Origin of the sequence: Actomonas spartinae (genome assembly GCF_051209155.1) — a bacterium.
In the GTDB taxonomy this organism is placed as follows: Bacteria; Verrucomicrobiota; Verrucomicrobiia; order Opitutales; family Opitutaceae; genus Actomonas.
Genome location: NZ_JBPJGB010000001.1, coordinates 1,463,918 through 1,484,327, shown reverse-complemented (window position 1 = coordinate 1,484,327; position 20,410 = coordinate 1,463,918). Strand labels below are relative to the sequence as shown.

Below are 20,410 nucleotides of genomic sequence, written 5' to 3'. Positions count from 1 at the left end.
TTCAAAGCGAAACTGCGCCCGGGTGAAAACCTCGCCGCGGCCTCAGCGCACCTCGTAGATCTCGATCAGCGCGTCGCCCACTTCGCCCTCCGGGCCCTTGAGCTGCACCGAATAGAGACCCGGGGAGAGCTCGACCAACATCGCGGCATCGGCCGAACTTTCGTTGAGCGCAAAGGCGCCGATGTCATTCATCGTGCCCGCGAGGTCGCCCTGCGCGTCCCCCCAATTGTCATTGGCTGCCACAACCTCCTGCGCGGAGTTGAACAACTCGATGCGCGGATCGCTGATCGCGCCCTCGACGCCGTGCACGGCGAGTTGTGGCCCCACCCCGCGGATGAGCAAACGCATGGTGCCTTCGCCGCCAATCACGAAACCGGCGGAGAGGAAGCTGCCATTCGTGCCGATGCGGGTCCGCGTGGAGAGGTTGATAAAGCGCCCTTCGGCAAGCGCCCCATCGGCATCATAGGCCTCCACCAGCACCTGACCGACCGCGTCCGCGTAGTCATTCACATGCACCGAATAGCGGCCCGCGTCGGGCTGAACCAACAACGCGGCGTCCAGCCCGCTGGTCAGCTCGAAGGCCCCCAACTCGTCCGCAACCACGGCGATGTTCAAGTAGTCGTCGGAGAACAGCCAGTCGTCGTTGTGCCCGATCTCCGTCCCCCCGGCATCGAAGAACGAAAGCGTGGGGTCATCCAGAAAATCCGGGATACCGTGGTCCTCCAAGCTCCGCCCCACGCCGCGCACCAGCAGCGACTTGCTGGCATCGGCCGTCACGAAACCAAGGATCAGGGGCCCGAATTCGCCACCGGCATGCGTGCGCACCGAGAGATTGGTTAAGCGCGCGGTTTGATCGAGCGAGGAGGCGGGTTGAAAGCTCGTGGTCAATCCATAGGGCCCGATTTCACCGGACAGAAGCCCGGACACTTCCACGTAATAGGTGCCCGGTTGCAGCACATCGCTGCGGAAGCGAAAGTTAAGCCCATCGCCGCCGTCGTCGTCGATCTCCACCCTCTGCTCATTGCTGTCGATCAGGCGGCCAAAGGTGTCGACGTCGCCGGTGCTGAAGACCGTCAGTAGGCCCGGCTCGGTGAGGTCCACGCGAAAATAATCGATATCGATCGAGTGGTTCAGCTCGCCGGAGATGCTTCCGTTGAGCGCGATCGCCTCCGCATCCTTGGGCTCGGATGCCTCCTGGTCGCCAAAGGTCAGGTCGTCGGAAAGCTCCATGAACACCGAATAGTCGCCCTCCACCTCGCCGTCCCACGATTGAACCTGCAAATAATAGGTTCCCGGATAGATGTAAGCCGCCAACAGTCGGAAGTTGTCCCCGTCTCCCCCCTGGTCGTTGTAGCCCCACAGCTCACCGTCACTGCGGAAAAGCAACGCATAGGGATCGGAGTCGCCCGTGCTCCAGACGGTCAGTCCGCCTGGTTCATCCACCGTGATGCGAAACATGTCGACATCCCAGACATCGAAGTGCCCCGGATTCGGCGCGTCGGCGACCAAGGTGCTGGCATTGGCAAAGAGGCCGCCGTGATCGTCCTTGTCGCCCACGCCGCCTTGGTTGCCAAACTCCGAATAGTTGAAGTCGATCGCCTTGGCGTCATCGAGCTGCAGGGTCTCGGTGTCGGAGATCACGGAGTTCATGATCGAATCAACGGACTGGCCGTTCTCGTCCGGATGCCCGAGTCCAAGCAGATGCCCCAACTCGTGCAGCATCACCCGGCGCAGGTCCCAAGCGTGGCTGGACAAGGGGCCGCGGTAGGAGTCCCAAGTGTAGTCGGTGTTGACCACGATATCGGCCTCCTCGCGCAAATGACCGGCGTCGAAATACGACACGGTGACCGCGAGGGCCCCGACAATCTCGTCGCCATACACATTGTCGTCGAAGAACACGTTATTGTAGCCGTTGCGCTCGCCAATCTCCACGTCGGACCCCTCCCGGGCGCGTAGCGCCACCACCCCGGTGCGAACTGCCCAGAGGTCCAAAGCGCTGCGAGCGACGGCGTCCCACGTGACCGCGCCGTCAAACAGAGGCTCCTCCGGGGCCCCCAACTGCATGTGCACCACCACCTCGCCCGCCGGCCAAGGGGTGTGGTTGGGCACGAAGGCGGGTGCTGTCGTGGCGGCAGCCAAAAGGGCGACTGCAACGCGATATCGCGTCAGCCATGCTGTCAGGAAGGTGCTCATTGTGTGGCCTCCCCGCTACGTTCCCGACGCACCAGCGCGAGGAACTCGTCCACCTTCAAGCCCTCGCTCGCGCCCGCGACGCGGGCACTTTGGCGATGGTCGGTCTCACCGAGTTTACGCTGTAAATTTGTGACGCCTGCCAACGGGGAACCATCGGCCCGCAACACGCGGCCTCCTTCGGCGCCGTCGGCCCGGTTCACTTTGAACTGGCCGTAACGCCAGCCCACCAAAGGACACGCGTGCCGCCCGTTGCCGCGCATGAACAGCACCACTTCTTCGTCCTTGCGAAAACGCGGCATGCCGTCGACCCGCAGGGCTTGGTCTCCGACCTGACCGCCAAGCAAGCGCAGGTCAAACGTCTCACCGCGATGATACCCATCCACTGATTCGATGACCTCAATCTTCACGGCGGTCCGAATGACCGGCCGGCCTTGATACTCCTCACGATACGCCCGGACTCCGAGCACCTTGCCATGGACAATCTGGTCCGCGTCCCGGGACAATTCCGCGAAACTCGGCGGCACCACGGTCGTGGCGAGCACGGAGCTGCACACGGTCCAAAAAACCAGAAAACAAGTGATCCAGCCGCGCAGGCGCGCGCCGGGAGGCCGTCGATTTACATACATGGGCTTGAAACAGTTGAGGTTGTTCGAACACACGAATGCGGCGGCCAGTCACGCATGCGCTCGCGCCATCAACGCGGGAGTAGAAAAAGGTGGCGAGCTCAAACGACGCCGCCCTCCCGAACACCTTACTCGGTCACCCAGAGAATCTCGTCGGCGGCGAGAAACTCGCCCGCACGCGGTCCGCTGAAGCGGATCGCCGCGATGGCCGCGGTCGGGGTGGAAACCGTGAGCTCAAACGTTGGCACGGGCTCAGCCGGATCGCTGCGGCGTGGCACTTCCGCCATGCCGGCGACCTGCAACACCTTGCCGTCCGCGTCCAAGGCCTCCAGCCGCGCGGCGCAGCCGGTCGAAGCCCAAAAACGCACCGTCACGCGCCGGGCCGGCGTGGCATGCCGCACCTCAACCGGGATCGGTTCATCAGCCATGGCACACAGCACCCCCTGGTCGTCGGTGCCGATACGAGGAAAGAATGTCAGGCTCCCCGCGGTTGCCGCCTGCATCGGCTGCCATGCGAGGGTGACAGTCGTGTCGTTTTCCGACCAGGTCGGGATCCACTCACCCAGCGGGCCGGACTCGAAATCGAGCACGACCTCACGACCGTAGGTTCCCGCTGCCAGCAGCAACGCGCCCAGACTGATGCGACAGAAATTTTTCATCGTGCTTTATCCCGCCAGTTCCAAGCCGGTCATGGTGCCGGTGGAGGAGGCAAATTTCTCTTCCTCGATGCCCATCCGCTGCAGCATCGACACGAAGAGGTTGGGCAGCGGGTAATTCCGTTCACGATCAAAGGCGAGGTGCTGGCCATGCTTGAAGCCACCACCCGCGAAGAGCGTGGGCATGTTGATCGTCGAGTGCGCGTTGGCGTCACCGAGGTTGGAGCCGTAGAGCACCATGGTGCGGTCCATGAGCGACTCGCCGTCCTCCTGCACGGTTTTCAGATCGGAGAAGAGACCGTTGAGCAGCTTCATCTGCCATTCGTCGAGCACACGCAACTGCTTCAGCTTGTCCTCCGATTTACCGTGGTGGGACAGGTTGTGATAATCCTCCGTGATGTCCGCCCCGCGCACCCGCACGACCGGCGTGCCCACGCTGTTGAGCATCAGGGTGATCGACCGCGTGGAGTCCGTCTCAAAGGCCAGCTTCGCGAGGTCATACATGTTCTTCACCTTGGCCATGTAGAGGGCCGGGCTGGCCGGGTCGACCGGCGGCTCCACGTTTACGACCGGCTTGGGGGTGCGCTCCCAGCCCTTGGAGGCCTGCATGCGGTTTTCCAGGTCGCGCACGCTGGTGAAATATTGATCGAGACGCTCCCGATCCCGTGCGCCCACGCTGCGCTGCAATCGGCGCGATTGGGCGGCCACCACATCGAGAATGCTGCGCCCGGTATCCAATTTTCGGATCTGGGCCTCCACCTCCTCCGGCGAGCCCTGGAGGAAGAGCTGGCGGAACACCGCCGCCGCACTCTCCTCGGGCGGGATGGCCACCCCGCTGCCGGTCCACGACAGACTGCGCGACGAGGTGTTGACCGCGAGGGTGAGGGACGGAAAACGGGTCTGCGAACCGATGTGTTCCGCGATGTGTTGGTCGAGCGAGATGGTATTCTTGAACGAACTGCTGGCCGGATGCGGCGCGGCGGTGAGAAAGCTGATGTCGGCCGGGTGGCCGCCGTCGACATTCGGGTGCGACACGCCACTCATCACCGTGAAGTCGTTGCGGTGTTCACTGAGCAGATCGAGATAGGGCGAGGCCTGGTAGTCCTTGCCCTCCCCTTGCGGGAAGAACAAATCGGGCAGCAGGCCGAGGTTGTTGCAGATGCCGAACATCCGCCGCGGCTTCGCCCCGGGAGCGAGCGGCGAGCCCGCAGTGGTGGCCGCGCGGGCGAAACCGGGCAACATCGACTCCAGAAACGGCAAGGACAGGGCCACGCCCACTCCGCGCAAGAAACAGCGGCGCGACAAGGCCTCACGCGTGGCGACAAAGGGAGCTCGGGAACGGGGGGCGGAGGAAGGCTTCATGACGGGGCGGGCAGGACGGTTATTTGCGCAGGAACAGATCGCTCAGCACGATTTCACGCACGAGGGCGCGCATGCCGTAGCGCTCGGGAGAGGCGCGCTGCAGGATCGCTTCGATGGCGGGACGGTCGGAAAAACCGACCGGCGCGCCAGTGGCGTAGACGGTGAGTTGGCGGGCGAGATTGCGGGCGATGACCTGTTCCTGCGCGAGGAGCAGGTCTTTGAACTCACGCACGTCGTTGAAGGGGCTGCCATCGGGCAGCTCGCCGCTGGCATCGACGGGCAGGCCGTGATGGAAAATAAAAGTCTGGCCGTTCATGCCAATGCCTTTGACCGGCTCGGTTTCCTCGTCGATCGCGCGGTAGCGATCACGCCAACCACCCATCACATCAAAGCTCTCGAGGGCGAATCCCGGCGGATCCATGCGGGCGTGACAGGAAGCACAGGAAGGATCTGCGCGATGCTTTTCCAATTGCTGCCGGATGGTCACGGCGCCGCGGATGTCGGGCTCGACCGCCGGCACCGGGGGCGGCGGGCGGCTCTGCCAGCCGAGAATGCGTTCGTTGATCCAGTTGCCGCGAATAACCGGCGAGGTCGTGGTGCCATTGGCGGTCACCTTCAGGACACTCGCCTGCGTGAGCAGGCCGCCTCGCACCGAGCCGGCGGGCAGGTCGACCCGACGCATCTCGGCCCCGTGGACGCCGGGTATGTCATAGTGCTCGGCGAGGCGTTCATTCAGAAAGGTAAAGTCGGAATCGACCACCGTCAGCGCCGGCAGATTGTCCCGGAGCAATGCCTGCACAAACAGCTGGGTTTCGAAAATCGCCGCCTGCTTCAGCGGATCGTCCAACTCGTAATCGTTGTAGAGCGTCGGCGAAGGCGTCGTGTCGTCGAACTTGCGCAGGTCGAGCCAGTAGTCGGTGAAGGCATCGATAAAGCGGCGTGACTTGGGATCGGCAATGAGTCGGTCCACCTGCTGCGTCAGCACGGCCGGATCACGCAGTTTGCCGCGATCGGCGAGGTTGCGCAGCTCAGCGTCGGGCACGCTGTTCCAAAGAAACAAGGCGAGACGCGTGGCGATGGCGTGATCATCGAGCTCGCCCGTCGACTCCTGCACAAAGAGAAATCCGGGCGACGACAGGACCGCGGTGTAGGCGGAGATCATGGCTTGGGCGAAGCCGACGCCGAGATCGTATTGCTGGTCGAACAACGCGGCGAAGGGTTCGACCTCCGCGGCCTCGACCGGCTCACGGTAAACGTGATCCATGAAGCGACGCAGCAACCGACGGGAGTCATGGACCGGATCCGCGCTTACGACCTCGGCCCGCACTTTCGCCAGAGGCACCCGGCGGAAGAACGGCCGCGGGGCACCGGGCTCGTCCGGCGCCACCACCTCGAGGTCCACGCCCACCCCGTTCTCGACCCGCACCAACGGCAGATCGTCAAAAAGGCGCGCGTATCCAGTTACCGGCGACATAGCGCGCGGCAGCGGTCCCTCGACCTCCATCCACTGCACCGCGTAACCGGGCATGCCGTCGGGCTCGGCCAGCGGATTGATGTATTGTTCGTTGGTGCCGTTGACCCGCGTGCGGAAGAGGCGCGAGCCGTCGGTCTGAATGACCTCGTTGGGTGCGAGCGTGACCTCCAGTTCGTGCACGCCGGGCTCGGGCGCAAAATCGAAGGTGCCCAGGAAACGCCCCTGCCCGTCACTTTGCGCGAAGACGCCGATCGGCTCGCTCCGGCGCCCCGGCCAGACTTCGTCGAGGTTGGGGCGATGCCACAGCGGCAACCAGTAGACCGGCGCTTTGGCCTCTCCCGTGCCATTGAAGAACCACCGGCTCACGCCCCCACCGCTCACCCACACCGTGTAGCCTTTGAAGCGCAGTTTGTAGCGCCCGCCCACCGGCGCGCGGAAACCACCCCAGCGATAGCCTCCCGCATCGCTGAAGGTGCTCGATACCTTGCCGACCGCTTCGCGCTCACGGGTCTCCGGGCTGGTGATCGGCGCACGCCCTGCCCGCACCTCCGGTTGGGCATGGCTGTCGAGCACCGGAAAAGCATGGCGATCGGTGAGCGTGCTGCCCTGACGGGGACGAAAATTACGCACCAGGCTTGGTTCATCCCGGGCGTAGTAGCGCTCAACCGTCGGCGAGAGGGCGGTCAGTTGCTCGCTCATGGTCTGACGCAACGCGTAGTCCGCGGCCGAAAGGTAACGCGCCATCTGCACGTGCGACACGTCGAGCGCCGAGCCAATCTTGTTGAAACGATGGGACTCGCCATCCTGCGGCAGACGTTCCTTGAGCCGCACCCAAGGCACTTGCAGCAGATCCCGCACGGCGTTTTCGTATTCGTAGCGGTTGAGACGACGCTGCACCGCGCGTCCGTCGGCCTCGTAGCGCTCGACCTCGCTGCGGGTGAGCTCCGCGCTCAACGCCTTGACGAAGACCGCCACTTGATCGTCCGACGGGCGGCGACGCTTGGTGGGCGGCATTTCGCCCGACAACACCCGGTCATGCATCAGCACCCAGCGGGCAAAGTCATCGGGGTCGTCCGCCCGCAGCCGCTTGTCCTCGAGATCAAGGTTTCCCTCCCGGTCGACCGGATTGTGACAGCGCACACAAAACTCGTCGACGAAGGCCAGCACCGGATCGTCGAGCGTGTCGGCCACCGCCGGAAAAACCGCGAGCAGGGAAAAGGCACAACCGAGCCACGCCGAAGCGCATCGCGGGAGCCGGGAAGGGGGTAAAGGGGCCCGAGCCGAAAGCATCACCCTCAACCTGCATGCGACGGGACACTTGTCTAGCAAAGCCCGACCAAGGGCTCCGGTGGCCGTTCAATAACGTCCACGCGAGGCCGGACGGCCCTCACTCTTGGTTGCGCGGATGAAATTTCGTGTGGTGCTCCACCAGTCGCTTCTGCTCCACCGCCGTGTAGATCTGGGTGGTGCCGATATTGGCGTGGCCCAACATTTCCTGAATCGCGCGCAAGTCCGCACCGCCGCCGAGCAGATGGGTCGCAAAAGAGTGCCGCAGCAGATGTGGCTTCACCGGTTTGGTGATGCCGGCCCGCAGCGTATAATCCTTCACCAACACCCACACCATTTTCCGCGAAATGGCGGTGCCGCGCTGGCTGAGGAAGAGCTGACTGCCCGTCTTGCGCGGCTTCACAAAGTGCGCGCGACCGGATTCCAAATAAGCCGCAAGAGCGCGAGACGCCGCGCCGCCGACCGGCACCACGCGCTCCTTGGCGCCTTTGCCGAACACCCGCACGAAACCGTGCTCGAGATCAACCTGCTGCAACATCAGCCCGCACAGCTCCGACACCCGCAGCCCACTGGAGTAGAACAACTCGAGAATCGCCCGATCGCGCAGCCCGAAAGCATCCCCCCCGGTGGGGGCGGAGAGGATGCGCTCCACCTCCTCGTTGGTCAGCGTGTCGGGCAACTTGCGCCGCAATTTGGGGCCCTCGAGCAGCTCGGTGAAATCGTCCGGCCGATCGCCGTTGTGCACGAGGTAACGGGCAAACATGCGTAGCGCCGACAATTTGCGCGACGTGCTCGACGCCGCCATCTGGCGATCACTCAACTCGCGCGCCCAGGCCGTGGCGTCGGCTCCTTTGACCTGTCGCCAACCTGTTCGACCCGAGGACGAAAAAAAGGCGGCGGCTTGGCGCAGGTCGCTCTCGTAGGCTTCGACGGTTTTGGCGGAGCGACCGCGTTCGAGCTCCAGGGACGCGGCGAAGTCGGTCAACGAATCCAGCCACGCCGGATCCAACTCCACCACCTGCGCTTTGCGTCGGGACGACCCTGCCATGGGCGCACCTTGGGTGTCCGAATCCCGGTCCGCAAGTCAGCGCACCGGTCGCGATCGCAAACTCTCAGCGGCGGCGACCGCCGCCACCCGGCCGCGGACGGAAACCACCCGGAGGTGGCGTGCGCATGCGATAGGTGATGCGCGCCTTTTCCAAGTCGTAGGGACTCATCTCCATCTTCACCGTATCGCCTGCCGCGATCTTGATGAAGTGCTTGCGCAGCTTGCCGGAGATGTGCGCGAGCACCTGGTGCCCGTTCGCCAATTCCACTCTGAACATCGTGCCCGGGAGAACGGCAACGATCTTGCCCTCCACTTCAATCGAATCTCCGTCAGGCATAGAAAAGGCCCGCGTGGGCAATGGTCAGGTGTTTGGTCATACAGATAAGTTCGGTGCGCAAAAGCCACTTGTAAGCCAAGGAAGGCGCCGCTTAGTCAAGGCTTTACTCCCGGACGCCCGATGCCTGACCCCGCTCCCCAACCGCTGCCCTGCCCGTTCGAGAAGCGGTATCCGTCGCAATTGGTGCGCGACGACACCTTCTACATGAGCCTCGCCTTCAATCAGGCGATCGATGCCTGGCGGGCCGACGAGGTGCCGATTGGCTGCGTGATCGAGCGCGACGGCGAAGTCATTGCCTCCGCCCACAACACCGTCGAACACGGCGACGACCCCACCGCCCACGCCGAGATCCTCGCCATGACCCAAGCCGCCCGCGCGATCGGCGACTGGCGCCTCGAACGCTGCACCCTCTACGTCACCAAGGAACCCTGCCCCATGTGCTCCGGCGCGTCGATCATGTCGCGCGTCGCCCGCGTGGTCTACGCCGTGCCGGACCCCAAGATGGGTTGCCTCGGTGGTGCCACCAACCTGAGCGAGCTCCCGCGCGTCAACCATCGCTGCGCCATCACCGCCGGTGGCGTGCTCGAGGCAGAATGCCGCGAACTCATTCAAGCCTACTTCCGTCTCAAACGCGCAATGCCAGGTTCACCGACTTCGCCGGAAACCGGCGCAGACAGTTGACGATTCAGCCTCCCGACCGCACGTTTACACCCTCGCGATTTTCATAATCCAAACCGCATAACTCATTATGGCATACGAACTACCCGCCCTGCCCTACGCCGCCGACGCGCTCGAACCGCACTTCGACGCCCGCACGATGGAAATCCATCACGGCAAGCATCACCAGACCTACATCACCAAGGTCAACGCCGCCCTTGAGGGCCACGCCGATCTCGCCGCCCTCAGCGTGAACGATCTCATTTCCGACCTCTCCAAGGTTCCCGACGCCATCCGCGCCGCCGTGCGCAACAACGGTGGTGGCCACGCCAACCACTCCTTCTTCTGGACCATCCTCGGCCCCGGCAAGGGTGGCGCCCCCACCGGCGACCTCGCTGCCGCGATCGACGCGAGCTTCGGTTCCTTCGACGCGATGAAAGAGAAGTTCGCCGCCGCCGGCGCCAACCGCTTCGGCTCCGGCTGGGCCTGGCTCTACGTCACCGCTGACAAGAAGCTGGCCGTTGGCTCCACCGCCAACCAGGACAGCCCGCTCATGGGTGAGGCCGTCGCCGGCATCGGCGGCACGCCGGTCATCGGTCTCGATGTCTGGGAGCATGCCTACTATCTGAACTATCAGAACAAGCGCCCCGACTACATCGCCGCCTTCTGGAACGTGGTCGATTGGGACGCCGCCGCCGCCAACTACGCGGCCGCCATCGCCTGAGCACTGCCACAACTCATTTCACCTCAGCCGCATCTGCTTCGGGAGATGCGGTTTTTTTGCGCACGGAAAATCATCACACGGGTCCCAGCTCCGCAACGCCTCCGTCCGCCGAACGCCCATGAGCACGCTCCATCAGATCAACTCCCGCCGCCTGGATTGGGCGGAGCTCGTTCGGCTCCCGGGCAGCCCGCACGAGCGAACCCTCCGCCTTTTGGCCAAAGGCTTGGGAATCCGGACCAGCATTCGACCCTCGCGGCCCCCCCTGCGATCGCTCCACCCCTTGGCCATGCCGCTAGCCGCTTGGCCGACGGCACACCGGAACCCAGTCGAGCAGATCGTGGCTCAACTCTCGGCCGTCGGATTCACCGTCGAGTTCAGTTACCACTGGCGCGACCTCTACGCGTCGACCCACTTCGCCGGCGTGTGGCTCAGCCACCCGGATGATCGCCGCACGGTTGCATGGGTCACCCTCAATCCTGATCGCGGCGATTCAGCTCAACCGGATTGGCCGGCGACCACGACCTTCCTCACCACGACCGCGTCCGGGCGACGGCTGCTGAGCACCAATGGGCCGCTCTCTCTTTCTTGGCCGAAACAATATGCGATCACGCACGAAACGTCCCTGGATGCGTCGAACCTATGGGCTTTCCACCTGACCCGAAGCCGGACGGCGGACGGCACCACCGTGCCGGCAGATCCGCACGAGCTGCACGCGGAGTGGTTCGATTTCCAGCAGGCGCGCGGGGTTCTCGTGCCCAGGTTGGATGGTTGGACCGAGCTCACCCGGGCGTTGCTCGAGGCGGACGAGGTCGACGGGCTCATCCAGGTCATGCGCGCGCAGAACCGCGCGCAAGAGCAGCTCACCAGCCGCCTGCTGACTTTCTCCGTCTCCGCCTTGCTGTTTTTGGCACTCGGCGCGGCGGTTTGGACCTTCGAGTTCGCGGTCCTGCTGATCCCGGTGTTGGTCGTGCACGAGCTGGGCCACCTTTTGGCGATGCGGCGCCTCGGTTACACCAACCTAGGCATGTTTCTCATTCCTCTGGTCGGCGCCGCAGCCACCGGCCAGCCCCACGAGATTGCCGGCTGGCGACAATCGATCGTTGCCCTGGCGGGACCCATCTTCGGTTTCCTGGTCGGCATCGGCGTCGGCGTCGTCGGCCTGCAAACGGGGATGGAGTGGTTGGTCGCCTTCGCCATGGTGAGCCTGCTGATCAATGGGCTCAACCTCCTGCCGATTCTGCCCCTCGACGGCGGAGGCGTGGTCAATGCCCTGTGGACCGCGCGTCATCCGCGCATCGACCTGTTTACACGGTCGGCCGCCGTCGTGCTACTGGCAATGGGAGCATGGTGGACCCACGTGTATGTGCTCTTCCTACCCGCCGTGCTCATGGCCCTGACTCTCCGCTCGAACTATCGGCTCTCGATCCTGACCCAGCAACTGCGCGAGTCGTTACCGACTCCATCAGCCACACCTTCCAAAGTCCCCAACGCTCCGGCGGAAATGCCTGCGCTCCTAGCCAAGGCCGCGGACGAACGCGGACTCGCCCCACGGGAACTGGCACGACGCATCATAGCCGCTCTGCAGCGAAACCTTCCCGGCGAACTCGATCTGAACGCGCTCACCCAACAGACCGGCTCAGTGTTGAAGGAGCTGCAGATGCGCCCGCCGAGGCTCAGGATCGGGCTGGCCTTCGCCGGGGTCCACCTCGCGACCTTTGCCGGGGTGCTGCTCGCGTTGCGTTTCTACGCCACCACCGACGGCGGCAAGTGGGCGCACCTCCTGGGCGAGCTGCTGCCGCGGTAGAACGCGAACAAAGTCAGCGCAACACCGGCGCGGCCTGCGAGACCGAGCCGAGCGAGGTCGGGCTCAAGCGCGTCGCTTTCTTGGTTTCCGTATCCAAAATCCAAACACTACGTTGGTTGGCCGACCGGGCGGTGTAGAGCAGATGGCGGCCATCGGCCAGCCAAGCCGGCTCCACCGCGTCCTGCGGCGCGCGGGACACCTGCACGGCGGTCGCACGGGTGCTCATGTCGAACAGGCCAATCTGGAACCCACTGCCAATCCGCATGGTGAAAGCGATCTTGTCCGGATTGCCGACGCTCCAATCAGGCTCCGCGCAGTAGCGGCTGATGTTGGTCGGGAGCCGGCTCATGCGGCCACCGCCCACCGGCATGACAAAAAGCTGCGGCCCGCCCATGGCGTCGGAGGTGAATAGCAGCTGCCGGCCATCCGGCGAAAACACCGGCGAAGATTCGACGCCCCGCGTGGTGGTGCGACGGGCCACGCCACGGCCATTGGCGTTGGCCACATAAATCTCGGGATTGCCCTCACCGCTCAGCACCATCGCCACCTTGGATCCATCCGGGCTGAAGCGCGCGCTCTGGTTGGTGCCCTTGAAGCGGACAAACTCGGTGCGCTGCATCGACTTCATATCGATCTGGAAAATGTTGGAGGCCACGGAACGATGGAAACTCGTGTAGAGGAGCTTGCTGCCGTCCGGCGACCAACGCGGGGCCATCGCCGAGGCGCGGTCCGCCGTGAGCTGGCGCACCTCGCCAAAAAACAGATCCCCCACATACACCTCGGTCTGACCCGTGCGCTGCGAAATGAAGGCAAGCTGCGACGCGAAGAAACCCTTGCCGCCACCGGTGCTCTCGACCGCGACGTCCGCCGCTTTGAGCAAGGCATTGCGCAACGAAGTCCCGGCAACCTGACGGCTCACCACCCGCGTCGATCCACGTGTCACATCGACCTGCACCCGGTTGCCCGCCACGGCCGTGAAGCGGATGTCGAAGAGCGGGTTGTTGTTGTCCCGCTGATAATGCCCGTGCGCCTCGAACGCGTAGTTGGCCAGACGATCCAGTTCCTCCGGACTTGCGCTCACCCGCACCGGCACCGAGGACACCGCCACTCGCACATCGACGTCAAATTCGGTGACACGGTTGTTCTGGGCGAAGAGGGAAAACGCGAACAGGGAGAGAAGAAAGAGGCAGGTGCGACGCATGGGACGGTGAGGAGGTGGGATTCCGGGCATTCCTATTTACAGGCTGGTTTAACTAAACAACGTAAAACCCTTTGGGGTGATCAACGTCGAACCCCAACGATTCACAAACGTTCCGAAAACTTTTCTCTCCGTGACTCCCGAAGCCATCAAAGAGCAGCTCAAGCAGGTTAAATATCCCGGGTTCAGCCGCGACATCGTGTCGTTCGGCATCGTGCGCTCGGCCGCCTTCGTTGACGGCACCGCCAAGGTTTCGCTGGCCTTGACGACCAACGACCCGAAGACGCCGCTCCAGCTCAAGCGCGAGGTGGACGCCGCGCTCAAGGCCATGCCCGGCGTGCAGGACACGCTCATCGACGTCGCGGTTTCCGCGCCCAAGGCCGCCCCGCCCCGCCAAGGCGGCAACATCGCCGGCAACGCCGCCAATACTGCGCACTCCCAAATCAAACACGCCGTCGCCATCGCTTCCGGCAAAGGCGGCGTCGGCAAAAGCACCTTTGCCGTCAACCTCGCCTGCTCCCTCGCCCAGTCGCTGAGCGCCGCCGGCCGCCCGGGTCGCGTCGGCCTCATGGACTGCGACATCTATGGTCCCAGCGTGCCGCTCATGATCGGCGCCGCCGGCCGCCCCAACATCGACGGCGACATGCTCGTCCCGATGGAAGCCCATGGCGTCAAAGTCATGAGCATGGGCTTCCTCATCGACGACAACACCCCGGTGGTGTGGCGCGGTCCCATGATCATGAAAACCGTGCAGCAGTTCGTGCAGAACGTGAAGTGGGGCGAACTCGACCTCCTCCTCATCGACCTGCCGCCCGGGACTGGCGACGCCCAACTCTCGCTGGTGCAAACCATCCCGCTCGACGGTGCGGTGCTCGTCACCACCCCGCAGCCCGCCGCCACCAACATCGCGCGCAAGGGCGGTCTCATGTTCCAGAAGGTCAACGTGCCCCTGCTGGGGGTGGCCGAAAACATGAGCCACTTCACCGACCCCGCCGGCCTGCAGCACAAACTCTTCGGCGAAGGCGGCGGTCAGCTCACCGCCGATGGGCTCGGCACCACGTTGCTGGGCCAAGTGCCCCTCATTCCGGAAATCCGCGAAGGTGGTGACAGCGGTCGCCCGATCGTGGTCGACGAACCGGAAGGAGAAGCCAGCCAAGTCTTTAGGGCCATCGGCCAAGCCGTTATGGAGACCTTGCAGCGCAAGAGTTCGTCGCCCGCAGAATAAAACGCGGCCGGATTCGGCCCCACCGATTCCAATTCAGGATCAACGCCGGCCGTGCCTGGCGTTGACATGCGGTTCACGCCAAATAACGTGAATCCTACTTATCAAACTCGGCTCGCGTCGTCTTTCCTCCTTCGGGAGGCGCGGCGCTGATCAACACAAACTACGTCTCAATCCACCCTCTGTTCCCTTCGCTGCAGGCCCGCGGGACTCGCACGATGATACCCCATTGGACAAAGGACTTGGCTTCGCCTCGGATACATTCGCAGCGATCAGCACCCGGAACCACGCCGGCCCAACCTTCAGCAATGAACGACTGCAGTGGTATCCATGTCGCAAAGTGCCAAGTCTTCTCAGACGCCTGAGTCCCGGGAATTCGTAAAACGCTCTTCGCTCTACCAGGAATTCCTGGCCGAACGGGAGGAGATTCTGCGCCACAAGTGGATCGAGTCGGAACGCCTCGGCTACGACATCGGTTTTGAGCGGGCGCTCTTGGATTGGATTCGCAAACACCGGGAGGGCTGGCGCAAGAGTCGCCGTCCGGCCCCGGCGGAATCCGCGAAATCCCGCTCCGCGACCTCTTCCTCCAGCTCGGCGGATTGATTCCGGGCGCCTGTGCCGCTTCGCGCGCTTGCACCAGGCTTGAAAAAAAAGACCGGAGCTCTTGAGGAGCTCCGGCCGGGAAAGTGCGGCTACGCGCGAGGCGCTTATTTAATCTCGCGGTGAACCGTGTGGCGACGCAGCGAAGGATTATACTTCTTCTTCTCGATGCGCTCAGTGACGGTCTTCTTGTTCCGCGTCGTGAGGTATTTCGAGGCGTATTTACCCTCTTTGCGGGCCTCGGTGCATTCGATGATGACTTGTTCTTGCATGGCTGAAAATTGAGTGAACGGTCAGAACAACCTGCCGGAGCACCGCACCGCAAGACCAAACTTCGCCCGATTGGGGCGCCAGGCTCAGCCTTCGTTGACGACCTTTTTCTCGGTCAGGGGCAACATGACGCCCCGGCGGAACAAGGTCACCTGACCGGTGCTCGCCGAGACCACCACCGCGATGCACTGGGTCGCCAGCGAGATGGCCGCGGCAGCGGCATGGCGACTGCCCAAACCACTCGGCAAAAGGTGGTCCCGATCCGTCGCCTGAATCAAACTGCCCGCCGACACCACCGTCCCGTCGCCCTTGATGACAAAGGCGCCGTCGATGGTTGAAAACTCCTTCACGGTCTCATCCATGAACGGATTCAGGATGTTTCGGTCTTCATCCTTGTAGCCGTAGAAAGGATTCAGCACGAGGGGCTTGATGAACTTCTCCACCTGAGCGGTCGCTCCGATGACAAAGAGACATCCGACCGGCTTGCCTTCTCGCCCCTCCACGCCGAGCTCGGTGGCGACGGCGATCACCCGCTCAAAGACCTCGGGTTTGACGTCGTCGGGCAAAAGGTCGGCCTTACCGGTGAGAAGGGTCTGAAACTCCCGCTCGACTTCCACGACTCCGACCGTGTCGAATTGATTGCTGCCCTGCACACCACCGATACAGCAGAGGCGATCGGTGAAGCTGATGATGCCCCGCGTGAGTGCCACCAGGATCGCGCTGCGCACCTGGGCCAGGCGTTGCGGCGAGAACGACCGCACCTGAATGACTTCGGCAAAGGTATCAAACACGCTGGTGCCTTCCCCGCCGTGCCGCGTGACAAGGATGGATTTGATCTTCGCGTTCCACATCGACGGATCGATCCCGCCAACAAAGGTGTCGCCCATCACCATGATGGCATCGCAATCCGCGCCCTTGGCCACGCGCTCCGCTTCGCGCATCATGAGCCGGTTCATCCGATTCTGCTTCTGGGGCAGGCGGCGCACCTGCATCCCGCCGAGGCCGGCCATCAACCGGTCGTAGAGCATGTCGCCGTTTTCCGCCGCGATGAGCGATTGCACCAGCTCCGGGTCTTTCACCACCCGGGCGATCGCCGCGAGCACCTGCAGGTAGTCGCGCGATTTTTCGTCGGCCAACAGCATGATCACAAGCTGTGACCGCTCGGCCTCCGCCCCGTCGTTGACGATGCCCTCGCGACTGCGACCAATGGCCAGGATATAGCGGCGCCCCAGGCGGGCCCGCACGTGCGGCAGCGAGACCCCGTGCCCGAGGTAGGTGGTCATCGTGCTTTCGCGCGCCATCAGGCCGCGCAGCAGCGGGTCGGTCTTCAGGTCCTCAAAACGCTGCGCGCACACCGCCAGCATCTCCCCCAAGGCACCGCGCATGTCGGTGCTTTGGAGCTCAACAATACGGCTTCGGGCAATGAGTTTTTCGAGCCGCATTCGCGTTCGTCCCGCCTTCCCCGCTTACTTTTCCCACTCCAGGGCGCCCTTCTTCACTTCGTAGAAGAGCCCCAGCACGAGGACGAAGAGGAAGAACATCATCGGTGAAAGTATGGCGACGTTGTTGGCCAGAAAATCGCGGTAGACGAAGGTCCACGGAATCAGAAACACGACCTCGATATCAAAAAGGAGGAACAACATCGCCGTGACATAAAACTTCACGGAAAAGCGCGTGTGCACGATGCCCTCGCCCTTCACGCCGCATTCGTAGGCCGTGTCCTTGATCGGGCTTTTGATGCGCACCCGTTGCGCCGCGAAATGGTTTGCGGCCAGGATCACGAGGCCCGCGCCGAGCGCGAGGATCGCTTGTATGAGCAACGGCAGATAAGCGGCTGAGGTCATGGTTGGGTCAATACAGGGCTCAGCGCGCTGAGCCTGACAAGGGGAAATTGGGCGCGACCGCGCCTAACCGTCCACCTGCACGATTCTTTCAGGCAAATTTGACGAGCTGCCGACCTGCAGCACCTCGGCAAATTCCAGCGTCCGAATCTCCTCGTTGACCACCGGGAAGCCCGATTGGCGGCGGTGTTTGTTGATCCGCTCCAGCATGAGCGTGTCGAGTGCCACGGGGTCTGAGCTCAGCCAAACCTGCCGTTCCGAAACCGTGTAGAGCGAGTTGAAGGCCGGCCCCCCCACAAACTGGTAATGCTGCAGGCTCGCGATGGTGAAAAGCCAAGTCTGGCGCAGCTCCGGAATCGCGCTCATCTCCGCCACCGCGGCCGGGGCGTTGTTGGGATTCTGAAAGAAGCGGGCGGTGTTGGAGGCGTTCCACAGCGTCGCATTCACCAACGCGCCGTTGATGCCGATGGTGGGGTGATCGGTGTAGACCGGCAGGTTGATCCAGAAGTCGGCATCGAGGAAAAGCGGCGTTGCCAGGAAACTGCGGCGATTGGCCTCGAGCTGGGCCTGATGTTCGTCGCGGGCGTTCTCCGCCAAAAAGACCGGATTGAATCGGGCCGGCAGCGGACTGTCGTAAAACCACTCCGGGTCGTAGAAACTGCCCGATTCCAAAACGTAGATCGGATGCCCTTCGAAGGGCGATTCCCCAGTGATGAGCGACGGCAGGTAGCCGGTGAACCGCAGTCGCAGCGGATTCATGCCGACGAGGAAGATGTCCTTCTTTTCGTAACCCCGCTCGAGCAGCGCCTGAATCACGGACTGCACCAGCGGCACCGGCGTCGCGAGGCCCGGCCCGGAATCGGTGTAAACCTTGAGCCCGACCTTACCCTTTTCGCCCGGAACGAGGCGGTGCCCAATCGCGTCCTCAAACTTTTCCAACAGCGCTTCCACCTCGGGGCGGTAATCCGCCAGCGTAAACCCATTCAGTCGCGCCTCCCAGACCGTGCTCGGCAACCGAGGGGGTTGGGGTGACGAAGCCGCGTCCTGTGCGACGGACCGCAAGGCGGGGAAAAACAGGATGGCGGCGAGGGCGGTGGCAGCAAAGCGACGCATGGAAGGTGGGTAGACGCGCAAGGAGAGGATTTTGTTTCCGGGAATCGAGGCGGAGCACCTTGACAGAGCATATGCCGCCTCAAATGTCCAACCCCCCGGCGCCGCCGCCTTCCCCGCCACCATGCCTCTCGTAAAACCGACTTGCGTCCGCGACCTGCGCACGCGGGTGAACATCGTTGATGTGATCTCGCGCAGCGTGACGCTGAAAAAAGCCGGCTCCCGATTCAAAGGCCTCTGCCCCTTCCATCAGGAAAAGTCCCCCTCGTTCCACGTGAATCCGGACATGGGCGTCTACAAGTGCTTCGGCTGCGGCAAGTCGGGCGACCTCATCACCTTTGTCCGGGAAACAGAAGGGCTCAACTTCGTCGAGGCCATCGAAGCACTCGGCCAACGCTTCAACGTCCCGATCGAATACGAGGAGGGCGCGGGTCCGTCGCGCGAGGAACGCTCTCTTCGCCAGGAAATCTTCGAACTGCACGACATCGCCGCCCAGCGTTTCCACGAAGCCTTCCACGCCAAGGATGACACGGGCAACTGGATGCGCGAATACTGGGTGAAGAACCGCCGCTTCACGCCGGAACTGGCCGACGACTTTAAGATCGGCGCCGCCGATGGCTTCGGCAGCGACCTCGGCGCGCTCCTCCTTAAAAAGGGCTTCTCCGAACAAGCCCTGCGCCAGTGCGGCCTGTTCTTCATCTACGACGATGCCGCCCTCACCCTCCGCGCCCTGCGCCCGCGCTTTCGCGGCCGCCTGATGATTCCGATCCGGGACCACCAGGGACGCGTTGTGGCCTTCACCGCTCGGCAGACCGAGCTCACGCCCGAAAACGACCCGGCCAAGGACGCCAAATACGTCAACTCGCCCGAGACGCCGATTTTCACCAAGGGCAACCTGCTCTTCAACCTCGACCGCGCGCGCTCCCACGCCAACGACGAACACCCCTTCGTCATGGTCGAGGGCCAGCTCGACGCCCTGCGCTGCTGGAGCGTCGGCCTTAAAACGGCGATCGCCCCGCAGGGCACCGCGATCACCGACACCCAGCTCGCCCTGCTTCGCCGTTACCATCACCAAGTCGAGTGCTTCTTCGACAGCGACGGCGCCGGCCAAAAGGCCTCCCTCCGCTTCCTTCCCCTCGCTTTGAAGGCCGGACTCGAGGTGCGCTTCCTTACCCTCAAAGGCGCGGAGAAACTCGACCCTGACCTGCTGTTTCTCGAACGCGGCCTGGCGGGTTACGACGCGGTTCGCGCCGATGCCCAGTCCGCAATGGCCTTCGCGGCCCACGCCCTTTTGCCCGAAGGCTCGTCCGCCAACGCCGAGCGCAAAGCCGCCGTGGTGCAGCCGCTTTCGGAAATCATCTTCGCCGCCGAATCCGAAGTGGCCCGCACCGAATTCATCCAGGAGGCCGCGCGCCATCTCGGCCTGTCGGCTCCCGCGCTCACGGCCGACTTTGAGCGTCTGCGCCAGCGGGGGAGCCGCTTCGCGCCCACCGCCCGTGATGAACCGGCTCCGCCCCCGCCGACGGAACGCCCCGCCCAATCCATCTCCCCCGAGCAGCACCTGCTCCTGCTGTGTTTGCATTTCGAGGAAGTCGGCCCGCCCCTCAGCCACGCTCTGCCGCACGACTGGATTGACGCCAATCACACCGCCGGAGCGCTGCTCAACCGCGTTCTGGCCGAGTTCGAGCAGGACGCCTGGCCTGGCGCGCAGCACTTGTCCGAGGGCGATTTGCTCGAAACGGAGGACGAAAAGTCCCTGGTGGCCTCCCTGCTTTTCGACTCCCCGCAGATCGACGATCCGTTCAAAGCCGCCGAGGAAGGTTTACAGAAACTGCGGGAACGTGCCCTGCGCTTGCGCCTGCGCCAAATAGAACTTGCTTTGTCGAAACCAGCCACGGACATTCAGCCTGACGCATTTTCTCTGCTGAAAGAACGTCGTGAACTTCAAGGACAGCTCCGCCAACCGCTCCGGTTGGTGCCGGCTGTCTAGTTTCATTTTCCAAT

Annotated in this window: 17 protein-coding genes and 1 pseudogene; 6 read left to right on the top strand and 12 right to left on the bottom strand. The window is 63.5% G+C overall.

The window, feature by feature from the left end; all coding sequences use genetic code 11:
- Positions 1–42 precede the first annotated feature (42 nt).
- From AC0MRV_RS06020 to infA, 7 genes and pseudogenes are all read right to left on the bottom strand, one after another.
- Positions 43–2,193 carry a matrixin family metalloprotease gene (locus AC0MRV_RS06020; RefSeq protein ID WP_472763533.1) on the bottom strand — a complete coding sequence of 717 codons (2,151 nt, stop codon included), beginning with the start codon at positions 2,191–2,193 and terminating at the stop codon, positions 43–45.
- Positions 2,190–2,819 (bottom strand): hypothetical protein, encoded by a 630-nt coding sequence (locus tag AC0MRV_RS06015; protein WP_472763532.1) that lies wholly within the window; start codon positions 2,817–2,819, stop codon positions 2,190–2,192. Before AC0MRV_RS06015 ends, AC0MRV_RS06020 begins: the two co-directional genes overlap by 4 nt.
- 125 nt (positions 2,820–2,944) lie before the next feature.
- On the bottom strand, positions 2,945–3,475 hold the full coding sequence (locus AC0MRV_RS06010) for a hypothetical protein (protein ID WP_472763531.1): 531 nt from the start codon (positions 3,473–3,475) through the stop codon (positions 2,945–2,947).
- A gap of 6 nt (positions 3,476–3,481) precedes the next feature.
- A complete protein-coding gene (locus tag AC0MRV_RS06005; RefSeq protein WP_472763530.1) occupies positions 3,482–4,834 on the bottom strand; it encodes a DUF1552 domain-containing protein in 1,353 nt (450 codons plus the stop codon).
- A 19-nt stretch (positions 4,835–4,853) separates the two neighbouring features.
- Positions 4,854–7,499, bottom strand: a complete 2,646-nt coding sequence (locus AC0MRV_RS06000; RefSeq protein ID WP_472763529.1) for a DUF1592 domain-containing protein — start codon at positions 7,497–7,499, stop codon at positions 4,854–4,856.
- A gap of 196 nt (positions 7,500–7,695) precedes the next feature.
- Positions 7,696–8,643, bottom strand: coding sequence for a site-specific tyrosine recombinase XerD (gene xerD, locus AC0MRV_RS05995; protein WP_472763528.1), 948 nt, complete (start codon positions 8,641–8,643; stop codon positions 7,696–7,698).
- Between the two features lie 121 nt (positions 8,644–8,764).
- Positions 8,765–8,980 (bottom strand): annotated as a pseudogene (infA, locus tag AC0MRV_RS05990) (translation initiation factor IF-1); the annotation flags it as partial.
- Positions 8,981–9,100: 120 nt separating this feature from the next.
- Here infA and AC0MRV_RS05985 point away from each other — a divergent pair.
- The 3 genes from AC0MRV_RS05985 to AC0MRV_RS05975 all read left to right on the top strand — a co-directional run bounded on the left by AC0MRV_RS05985 (position 9,101) and on the right by AC0MRV_RS05975 (position 12,165).
- A complete protein-coding gene (locus AC0MRV_RS05985) occupies positions 9,101–9,661 on the top strand; it encodes a nucleoside deaminase (RefSeq protein WP_472763527.1) in 561 nt (186 codons plus the stop codon).
- A gap of 67 nt (positions 9,662–9,728) precedes the next feature.
- Positions 9,729–10,361 (top strand): superoxide dismutase, encoded by a 633-nt coding sequence (locus tag AC0MRV_RS05980; protein WP_472763526.1) that lies wholly within the window; start codon positions 9,729–9,731, stop codon positions 10,359–10,361.
- 286 nt (positions 10,362–10,647) lie between these two features.
- Positions 10,648–12,165: a site-2 protease family protein gene (locus AC0MRV_RS05975; protein ID WP_472763525.1), complete on the top strand. Its 1,518-nt coding sequence runs from the start codon at positions 10,648–10,650 to the stop codon at positions 12,163–12,165.
- Positions 12,166–12,178: 13 nt separating this feature from the next.
- On the opposite strand, the gene AC0MRV_RS05970 is transcribed toward AC0MRV_RS05975, so the two are convergent.
- Entirely contained in the window at positions 12,179–13,366 is a 1,188-nt protein-coding gene (locus AC0MRV_RS05970) for a hypothetical protein (RefSeq protein WP_472763524.1), read from the bottom strand.
- Between the two features lie 130 nt (positions 13,367–13,496).
- On the opposite strand from AC0MRV_RS05970, the gene AC0MRV_RS05965 reads away from it, so the two are divergent.
- On the top strand, positions 13,497–14,588 hold the full coding sequence (locus AC0MRV_RS05965) for an Mrp/NBP35 family ATP-binding protein (protein WP_472763523.1): 1,092 nt from the start codon (positions 13,497–13,499) through the stop codon (positions 14,586–14,588).
- A gap of 327 nt (positions 14,589–14,915) precedes the next feature.
- On the top strand, positions 14,916–15,188 hold the full coding sequence (locus tag AC0MRV_RS05960) for a hypothetical protein (RefSeq protein WP_472763522.1): 273 nt from the start codon (positions 14,916–14,918) through the stop codon (positions 15,186–15,188).
- Between the two features lie 104 nt (positions 15,189–15,292).
- Here the strand turns inward: AC0MRV_RS05960 and rpmG are convergent, their stop codons facing one another.
- The 4 genes from rpmG to AC0MRV_RS05940 all read right to left on the bottom strand — a co-directional run bounded on the left by rpmG (position 15,293) and on the right by AC0MRV_RS05940 (position 18,409).
- Positions 15,293–15,457, bottom strand: coding sequence for a 50S ribosomal protein L33 (rpmG, locus tag AC0MRV_RS05955; RefSeq protein ID WP_221030424.1), 165 nt, complete (start codon positions 15,455–15,457; stop codon positions 15,293–15,295).
- 84 nt (positions 15,458–15,541) lie between these two features.
- Positions 15,542–16,840, bottom strand: coding sequence for a diadenylate cyclase (locus AC0MRV_RS05950; RefSeq protein ID WP_472763521.1), 1,299 nt, complete (start codon positions 16,838–16,840; stop codon positions 15,542–15,544).
- A gap of 81 nt (positions 16,841–16,921) precedes the next feature.
- The gene (locus tag AC0MRV_RS05945) at positions 16,922–17,299 is read right to left on the bottom strand and encodes an NADH-quinone oxidoreductase subunit A (protein ID WP_472763520.1); all 378 of its coding nucleotides are present in this window, start codon (positions 17,297–17,299) and stop codon (positions 16,922–16,924) included.
- A gap of 63 nt (positions 17,300–17,362) precedes the next feature.
- Positions 17,363–18,409, bottom strand: coding sequence for a hypothetical protein (locus AC0MRV_RS05940; protein WP_472763519.1), 1,047 nt, complete (start codon positions 18,407–18,409; stop codon positions 17,363–17,365).
- Between the two features lie 121 nt (positions 18,410–18,530).
- Here AC0MRV_RS05940 and dnaG point away from each other — a divergent pair, with 121 nt between their 5' ends.
- On the top strand, positions 18,531–20,396 hold the full coding sequence (gene dnaG / locus AC0MRV_RS05935) for a DNA primase (protein ID WP_472763518.1): 1,866 nt from the start codon (positions 18,531–18,533) through the stop codon (positions 20,394–20,396).
- The last annotated feature ends 14 nt before the right edge of the window (positions 20,397–20,410 follow it).

What these genes read in the sequence shown, in the direction of transcription:
- AC0MRV_RS06010 (WP_472763531.1), bottom strand. Translation starts at nt 3,475, where the DNA reads ATGAAAAATTTCTGTCGCATCAGTCTGGGCGCGTTGCTGCTGGCAGCG.
- AC0MRV_RS05985 (WP_472763527.1), top strand. Translation starts at nt 9,101, where the DNA reads ATGCCTGACCCCGCTCCCCAACCGCTGCCCTGCCCGTTCGAGAAGCGG.
- AC0MRV_RS05975 (WP_472763525.1), top strand. Translation starts at nt 10,648, where the DNA reads ATGCCGCTAGCCGCTTGGCCGACGGCACACCGGAACCCAGTCGAGCAG.
- rpmG (WP_221030424.1), bottom strand. Translation starts at nt 15,457, where the DNA reads ATGCAAGAACAAGTCATCATCGAATGCACCGAGGCCCGCAAAGAGGGT.
- dnaG (WP_472763518.1), top strand. Translation starts at nt 18,531, where the DNA reads ATGCCTCTCGTAAAACCGACTTGCGTCCGCGACCTGCGCACGCGGGTG.
- AC0MRV_RS05980 (WP_472763526.1), top strand. Translation starts at nt 9,729, where the DNA reads ATGGCATACGAACTACCCGCCCTGCCCTACGCCGCCGACGCGCTCGAA.
- AC0MRV_RS05960 (WP_472763522.1), top strand. Translation starts at nt 14,916, where the DNA reads ATGTCGCAAAGTGCCAAGTCTTCTCAGACGCCTGAGTCCCGGGAATTC.
- AC0MRV_RS05950 (WP_472763521.1), bottom strand. Translation starts at nt 16,840, where the DNA reads ATGCGCGGTGCCTTGGGGGAGATGCTGGCGGTGTGCGCGCAGCGTTTT.
- AC0MRV_RS06020 (WP_472763533.1), bottom strand. Translation starts at nt 2,193, where the DNA reads ATGAGCACCTTCCTGACAGCATGGCTGACGCGATATCGCGTTGCAGTC.
- AC0MRV_RS06005 (WP_472763530.1), bottom strand. Translation starts at nt 4,834, where the DNA reads ATGAAGCCTTCCTCCGCCCCCCGTTCCCGAGCTCCCTTTGTCGCCACG.
- xerD (WP_472763528.1), bottom strand. Translation starts at nt 8,643, where the DNA reads ATGGCAGGGTCGTCCCGACGCAAAGCGCAGGTGGTGGAGTTGGATCCG.
- AC0MRV_RS05940 (WP_472763519.1), bottom strand. Translation starts at nt 18,409, where the DNA reads ATGCGTCGCTTTGCTGCCACCGCCCTCGCCGCCATCCTGTTTTTCCCC.
- AC0MRV_RS05970 (WP_472763524.1), bottom strand. Translation starts at nt 13,366, where the DNA reads ATGCGTCGCACCTGCCTCTTTCTTCTCTCCCTGTTCGCGTTTTCCCTC.
- AC0MRV_RS05945 (WP_472763520.1), bottom strand. Translation starts at nt 17,299, where the DNA reads ATGACCTCAGCCGCTTATCTGCCGTTGCTCATACAAGCGATCCTCGCG.
- AC0MRV_RS06015 (WP_472763532.1), bottom strand. Translation starts at nt 2,819, where the DNA reads ATGTATGTAAATCGACGGCCTCCCGGCGCGCGCCTGCGCGGCTGGATC.